The sequence below is a fragment of the Muricoccus pecuniae genome (genome assembly GCF_014199205.1).
In the GTDB taxonomy this organism is placed as follows: Bacteria; Pseudomonadota; Alphaproteobacteria; order Acetobacterales; family Acetobacteraceae; genus Roseomonas; species Roseomonas pecuniae.
In genome coordinates this window covers 69276-75466 of sequence record NZ_JACIJD010000019.1, presented here as the reverse complement: position 1 = coordinate 75466, position 6191 = coordinate 69276, and the positions used below count along the sequence as shown (strand labels likewise).

Sequence of the window (6191 nt, the reverse complement as noted above, 5' to 3'; positions counted from 1 at the left end):
ACCCTGGCCGGGCCGCGCGGCGGCGTGGCGGGAGCCGGGCTCTACCACCGCTACAACGCGATCCTGAAGCGCGTGACCGGCGACAAGGCGCGGGCGCGCATGACGCTGGAGGAGCTGGAGGCCGCCCTGGCCTGGCTCGGGCGCAACCGCCTGGGGGACCACCTCCACCTGCTGGACAACGACCCCCGCTACGCCTGGTCCGCCAGAAAGCGGGGCGAGTGGAGGCCGCCCACGGGGCGGAGCGGCCGCGCACGGAAGGAGGGTCCCTCCGCGCCGCCGGGTTAGTGTCCGCCGGGTGGTTGGCCGTGCACACGCCGGCCGCCAGCAGAACATCCGGACCCGCGCCTCCAGCGTCCCCGCCGCGACGAGGAGGATCGCATCGGCGGCGCCAGCTACAGGGTGAAGCCGCCATCGATCACGTGCACCGCACCGGTGGTGAAGGCGGCGGCATCGGAAGCGAGGTAGACGACGAGGGACGCTACCTCCTCCGGCGTCCCGAGCCGGCCCATGGGCTGGCGCGCGATGAACATGGCGCGGGCCGCATCAGGGTCCGGCTGGGCCCGCATCCGGTCGCCCAGGGAAGGGCTGTCGATCGTGCCCGGGCAGATCGCGTTGCACCGGATGTTCTGGCCGATGAAGTCGACCGCGATCGCCTTGGTGAGTCCGATCACGGCGGCCTTGGTGCTGCCGTAGGCGAAGCGGCGCGGCACGCCTTTCACCGAGCCGGCGACGGAGGAGATGTTCACGATCGACCCTCCGCCGCCCGCGAGCATCTTCGGCAGCAGGGCGCGGGTGAGCCGGAACATGGACCGGACGTTGAGGTCGAAGGCGGTGTCCCACTCCTCCTCGGTGCAGTCGAGCAGCGTGCCGTCGTGAACGATGCCGGCGCAGTTCACCAGAATGTCGGCGCGCTCGACGCCCTCGGCGAAGCGCCCGATCGCCGCGGCGTCCGTCACGTCCAGTTCCTGGACCTCAATGTTTGGCCGGCCCGCGAGATCGGCCATGGATCCGGCATAGAGGCTGGTGGCGACCACCTCGGCCCCGGCCTCGGCGCAGGCGATGGCGGCGGCGCGGCCGATGCCCTGCCCGGCCGCTGTGACGATGCATTTCTTGCCGTCGAGACGAAACATGCCCCCTCCTCAGATTCCGTTGGCGAGATAGCCGCCATCCAGGTTGATGATCGTGCCCGTCACGAAACCGGCCGAGGGGGAGGCGAGGTGGACGGCGGCGCCCACCGGCTCCTCCATCCTGCCAAAGCGGCCCATCGGGGTTCGGCGCAGGGCACTCTCCTTGCGCTCGGGGTGCATCTTGGCCTGGTTCAGCTCGGTCATGAAGAAGCCCGGCGAGATCCCGTTCACCGGCACGCCGCGCGCCGCCCCTTCCGCCGCGAGCGAGAGGGTGAGGCCCGCCATGCCGTGCTCTCTCAGGGCGTAGGCCGAGGCCAGCGGGAAGCCGCGATGGGCGATGCAGCCCTGCCCCCGCGCCAGCACCGGCTGGCCGAACCGCGTGCGGCAGAAGGCGCTGCGCAGGTCGGTGCCCGGGGCGGCCCGCCGCCCGGAGCGACGATCAGGCGACGGTGTTCTGGATGTCGGGATCGGCGCCCGGGTCACGCTTGGCATCCAGGAGGGCGCGATAGCTGTCCGCGAGCCCCATGCTGTCCTCCACGGTGGCGGTGAACACCACCTGCTCGTCGCTGCCCTGCGGGGTGATCACCAGCTGGATGTCGAACATCCCGGCATCGCCGCTGGGGGCGAGTGATGCGGTCATGCTGCCCGGCGTCCCAGCCATGACGACGGCGAAGTGGCCGGTGACGGTCTGCGGGCTGGCCTCGCTGTCCAGCTCCAGGGCATCCACATCACCCGGCTCGTTCGTGACGAGCAGGTCCTGTCCGAGCTGGCTCCGGGCCGCGGCTTCCGCGATGGCGGCAGCCATGGTGGTGAACTGCTCCAGGGGAGTGGGCATCGGATCGCCTTCGTTGGGGGACGCAGGAGGCCGCCTGGCGTCGTTCCGCTCGCCGTCCGGGGTCGCAGCGGAAGCCGTGCTGGCGCACGACCCTACCGCAGCGCCTCGGCGGCGGGGAGGGGCGGCCTTGCCGGGGGGCACGCCCGTTGACCCCTCCTGTCCCGCATGGCAGGCCAGCCCCATGCCCCAGCTCCAGGCCGCCCAGATCCCGGTCACCCCCTTCCAGCAGAACTGCACCCTGATCTGGGACGCGGGGAGCGGGCGCGGCACGGTAATCGACCCCGGCGGCGACGTGCCGCGCATCCTCGCCGCGCTCGACAAGGCGGGCTTCACGGTGGAGCGCATCCTCCTCACCCATGGCCATCTGGACCATGCCGGCGGCGCCGCCGAGCTGAAGCGCGAGCTGGAAGCCCGGCAGGGCGGGGCCGTGCCGATCGAGGGACCTGACCGCCGCGATGCCTTCCTCCTGGAAGGCCTGGCCGAACAGGGCGCGCGCTTCGGCATTGAGGGTCTGGAGAACGTGACGCCCGACCGCTGGCTGGCGGAGGGCGAGACGGTCTCCCTCGCGGGCCAGGACTTCGCCGTGCTGCACTGCCCCGGCCACACGCCGGGCCACTTGGCCTTCGTCTCCACCGCCCTCGGCGTCGCGGTGGTCGGGGACGTGCTCTTCCGCGGCTCGGTCGGGCGCACCGACTTCCCCTATGGCGACCATGCGGCGCTGATCGCGGCGATCAAGGACAAGCTGCTGCCGCTCGGCGACGAGATCCGCTTCCTCTGCGGCCACGGCCCGGGCTCCACCTTCGGCGAGGAGCGCCGGTCCAACCCCTTCCTCAAGGGCCGGGGCTGAACGTCGGACCAGCCGCGGCCCGGCGGCCGGGGCGATGCGGTGCGCCGGGCGGGATCTTCCCTGCCGGCGCTCGCCTGATGGACCCCGGGCCGGGGCGCCGCCACCGGCCGCGCGGGCCGTCATCCCGGTCCAGGCCGCCCGCGGGGTGCTACCGCCTTGCCGCTAGGCGCCGCATAAGGCGCATCACCGTCGCCCTCCGCTCTTCTGGCGCATGGCGGGGGATAATGCTGGGAAGGGCGCCGCCATGGTTTCGAGCACGCCAGGCCTGATCGGGCTGGACTGGGGCACGACGAATCTCCGGGCCTATCTGCTTGGCGAGGGCGGCCGCGTGCTGGACACCGCCACGGCGGCCGCCGGGGTGATGGGGGTCGCGGAGGGCGGGTTCGGGGCCGCGCTCCGCTCCGCCACCGGCGAGTGGAAGGCGCGGTGGCCCGCGCTCAACAGCCTCGCCTGCGGCATGGTGGGAAGCCGCCAGGGCTGGGTCGAGGCCCCCTATGTGTCCTGCCCGGCCGGCATCGAGGAGCTCGCGCGGGGCCTCGCCACCACGCCGGGCGGGGAGCTGCTGATCGTGCCCGGCGCCGCCCGCCAGGGCGAGCGGCCGGATGTCATGCGGGGGGAGGAGACGCAGGTCGCGGGCTGGCTGACCCTCCATCCCGGCCGCGCCGGGCGGGCAAGGCTGGTCCTGCCCGGAACCCATTCGAAATGGGTGGAGGTCGAGGACGGCCGGATCACGGGCTTCACCACCTACATGACCGGCGAGGTCTTCGGCGTGCTCCGCGCCCACTCCATCCTCGGCCGGATCGCCGAGGGGCCGCGGCCGTCCGAGGCGGAGGCGCGCGGCGCCTTCGCGCGGGGGGTGGAGGCGGTGAGGGATGGCGGCCATGCGGCGCCGCTTCTCTTCTCGGCCCGCTCGCTTGTCCTCACCGGCGGGCTGCGGGCGGAGCTCGCCCTCGACTACCTCTCCGGCCTCCTGATCGGCGAGGAGCTGGTCTGCGCCCTGGCCGCCGGGGGGCGGGAGCTGGCGCTGATCGGCGACCCCGCGCTCTGCGGGCGCTATGTGCAGGCCCTCTCCCTTCTCGGGCTGGAGGGGGTGCCGGTCGTCACCGATGCCGAGGCCACCGCCGCCGGATTGTGGCATATCGCCCTCCGCGCGGGCCTCCTCCGCGAAACGACGGAGCCCTCCGCATGATCCCGCTGGACGCCTGCCTCGCCCGCCTGCCGCTCGTCGCCATCCTGCGCGGCGTCACGCCGGAGGAGGTGGTCCCGATCGGGCGGGCGCTCGTGGAGGCCGGCTTCGCGGTCATCGAGGTGCCGCTGAACTCGCCGCGCCCGATCGAGAGCATCGAGCGCCTCGCCCTCTCCCTTGGCGAGGACGCGCTGATCGGCGCCGGCACCGTGACCACCCCCGCCCAGGTTGGGGAGGTCAGCCGCGCCGGGGGGCGGATCGTCGTGATGCCCCATGCCGACACGGTGGTGATCGGCGCGGCGAAGTCCCTCGGTATGGCCTGCCTCCCCGGCATCGCGACGCCCACCGAGGCCTTCGCCGCCCTCGCGGCCGGCGCCGACGCCCTGAAGCTCTTCCCCGCCGAAATGCTGACGCCGCCGGTGATGAAGGCGATGCTCTCCGTGCTGCCGAAGGGCACGCGCCTGCTGCCCGTGGGCGGGATCACGCCGGAGCGGATGGCCCCGTACCGCGCGGCCGGGGCCGCCGGCTTCGGGCTGGGATCGGCGCTCTACAGGCCCGGCGACGGGGTGGAGGAGGTCGGGCGCCAGGCCCGCGCCTTCGTCGCCGCCTGGCGCGGGCTGGAGGGCGGCTGACCGGGCCGGCTCCCGCCCAGGCGCCGGGAAGGCAGCGGCGGGCGGCCGGGTGTCAGGCGGGCTTGCCGACCGTCAGCGCCGCCCTGAAGGCGGGGTCGGCGTCGAGATAGGCGGGCTCGGGCGCCGCGCCGACCGCGTCGAAGAACCGGCTGACGAAGCTGCGCCAGCCCGCGCAGAGCGCGATGTCGCAGATGTTCCGGTCCGAGAAGCCGGCCGCCCGGAGCCGCCCTATGTCCCCCTCCGTGATGGCGGCGGCGTCCGTCGTGATCTTCTCCGCATAGGCGAGCATCTCCACCTCGCGCCCGTCGAGCCCGGCCGTCCGGAAGTCGCGCTGCACGGCGAGGACGGCCTCCCTCGATCCGAGGTCCGCGATGAGCTGCTGCCCGTAGACGAGGGAGCAGTAGGTCGATGGGATGTGCCTCGCCGCGACGAAGGTGATCAGGCGCCAGGCGCGCGGGCCGAGCGAGAAGCCCTCCCGGATGCCGCCCGCGAAGTCGGTGAGGAGGGGCAGCAGGTCGGGCCGGGTGGTGAAGCAGCGCGTCGCCTCCATGACGAAGCCGTTCGCTGCCCGCCCCGCCGCGTAGATCTCGGCGACGCGCCCCTCCGCCGCCTCCTCGCTGATGGTCTCGAGGTACATGGCTGCCCTCCCGGCCCTGGTCTTCTTCCGGGCAGCTAACAGCGTCGCGCCGCGCACTGCCAGCGTCGTCTCGGGCGGGGAGGGCGCGCGGTCAGCCCCCCGCCGGCAGCGCGTCCAGGACCCGCGACAGCAGGGCGAGGTCCCCCGGGCGGGAGAGGCGGTGGTCGCCGTCCTTGATGAGGGTCAGCTCCGCGTCGGGACCCGGCAGCGCCTCCATGATCCGCAGCGCGTGCTTCCAGGGCACGTCCGGGTCCGCCATGCCCTGGAGCAGCCGCACCGGGCCGGCGTAGGGAATGGGGCCAGGCAGGAGCAGGTGGTTCCGCCCCTCCGTCAGCAGGCGAAGGGTGATCGGGATCGGCTCCCCGTACTGGGAGGGGACGCGCAGCACGCCGTCCCGCGCCAGGGTGGCCCGGTCCGCCTCGCTGAAGGCGCCGGGCATCAGCGCCTCGGTGAAGTCGGGCGCGGCGGCGAGGCCGATCACGGCACGCACCCGCTCCGCCCCCCAGCGCCGCGCGAGGAGCAGCGCGATCCAGCCCCCCATGGAGGAGCCCACGAGCACCAGGGGGCCGGGCGCCCGCTCCCCGATCACCAGTGCGGCGTCCTCCGCCCAGGTGCCGATCGTGCCCTCCTCGAAGGCGCCCCCGCTGATGCCGTGGCCGGAATAGTCCAGACGGAGGAAGGCGCGGCCCGCCGCGGCGCAGTGGTCCCGCAGGTGGAGCGCCTTCGACCCTTCCATGTCCGAGCGGAAGCCGCCGAGGAAGACGACCGTGGGGCCGGTGCCCGGAAGGGCCGCCCAGGCCAGGGCCACGCCGTCGGGGCGGGTGAGGGTGCCGCGGATCTCGTTCATCCCCGAGGGCCTAGCCCCGGGCGGGGAGGGGCCGCAAGCTGTACCCCGCTGGCCGTGCCCCCAAAGCCGTGCCCCCTGGC

General features: G+C 73.8%; 8 protein-coding genes and 1 pseudogene. 4 read left to right on the top strand and 5 right to left on the bottom strand.

What is annotated here, in order from left to right; translation table 11 throughout:
* A pseudogene (locus FHS87_RS17980) lies at positions 1 to 285 on the top strand (hypothetical protein); the annotation flags it as partial.
* 107 nt (positions 286 to 392) lie between these two features.
* Here FHS87_RS17980 and FHS87_RS17975 read toward each other — a convergent pair.
* Genes FHS87_RS17975 through FHS87_RS17965 form a run of 3 tightly spaced genes read right to left on the bottom strand, consistent with a single transcriptional unit; the run spans position 393 to position 1962 of the window.
* Positions 393 to 1130, bottom strand: a complete 738-nt coding sequence (locus FHS87_RS17975; protein WP_184520776.1) for an SDR family oxidoreductase — start codon at positions 1128 to 1130, stop codon at positions 393 to 395.
* Between the two features lie 9 nt (positions 1131 to 1139).
* A complete protein-coding gene (locus FHS87_RS24305; protein WP_184520775.1) occupies positions 1140 to 1610 on the bottom strand; it encodes an SDR family NAD(P)-dependent oxidoreductase in 471 nt (156 codons plus the stop codon).
* A complete protein-coding gene (locus FHS87_RS17965) occupies positions 1567 to 1962 on the bottom strand; it encodes a hypothetical protein (protein ID WP_184520774.1) in 396 nt (131 codons plus the stop codon). The genes FHS87_RS24305 and FHS87_RS17965 overlap by 44 nt, the downstream gene beginning before the upstream one ends.
* A 181-nt stretch (positions 1963 to 2143) precedes the next feature.
* Here FHS87_RS17965 and FHS87_RS17960 point away from each other — a divergent pair, with 181 nt between their 5' ends.
* From FHS87_RS17960 to FHS87_RS17950, 3 genes are all read left to right on the top strand, one after another.
* A complete protein-coding gene (locus FHS87_RS17960; protein ID WP_184520773.1) occupies positions 2144 to 2809 on the top strand; it encodes an MBL fold metallo-hydrolase in 666 nt (221 codons plus the stop codon).
* 244 nt (positions 2810 to 3053) lie between these two features.
* On the top strand, positions 3054 to 3998 hold the full coding sequence (locus tag FHS87_RS17955) for a 2-dehydro-3-deoxygalactonokinase (protein ID WP_221300076.1): 945 nt from the start codon (positions 3054 to 3056) through the stop codon (positions 3996 to 3998).
* Positions 3995 to 4627 carry a 2-dehydro-3-deoxy-6-phosphogalactonate aldolase gene (locus FHS87_RS17950; RefSeq protein WP_184520771.1) on the top strand — a complete coding sequence of 211 codons (633 nt, stop codon included), beginning with the start codon at positions 3995 to 3997 and terminating at the stop codon, positions 4625 to 4627. Before FHS87_RS17955 ends, FHS87_RS17950 begins: the two co-directional genes overlap by 4 nt.
* 52 nt (positions 4628 to 4679) lie before the next feature.
* Here FHS87_RS17950 and FHS87_RS17945 read toward each other — a convergent pair whose 3' ends face one another.
* Together FHS87_RS17945 and FHS87_RS17940 are read right to left on the bottom strand one after the other, a co-directional pair.
* On the bottom strand, positions 4680 to 5264 hold the full coding sequence (locus FHS87_RS17945) for a carboxymuconolactone decarboxylase family protein (RefSeq protein ID WP_184520770.1): 585 nt from the start codon (positions 5262 to 5264) through the stop codon (positions 4680 to 4682).
* A 91-nt stretch (positions 5265 to 5355) separates the two neighbouring features.
* Positions 5356 to 6111 (bottom strand): alpha/beta hydrolase, encoded by a 756-nt coding sequence (locus FHS87_RS17940; protein ID WP_184520769.1) that lies wholly within the window; start codon positions 6109 to 6111, stop codon positions 5356 to 5358.
* Positions 6112 to 6191 lie beyond the last annotated feature (80 nt).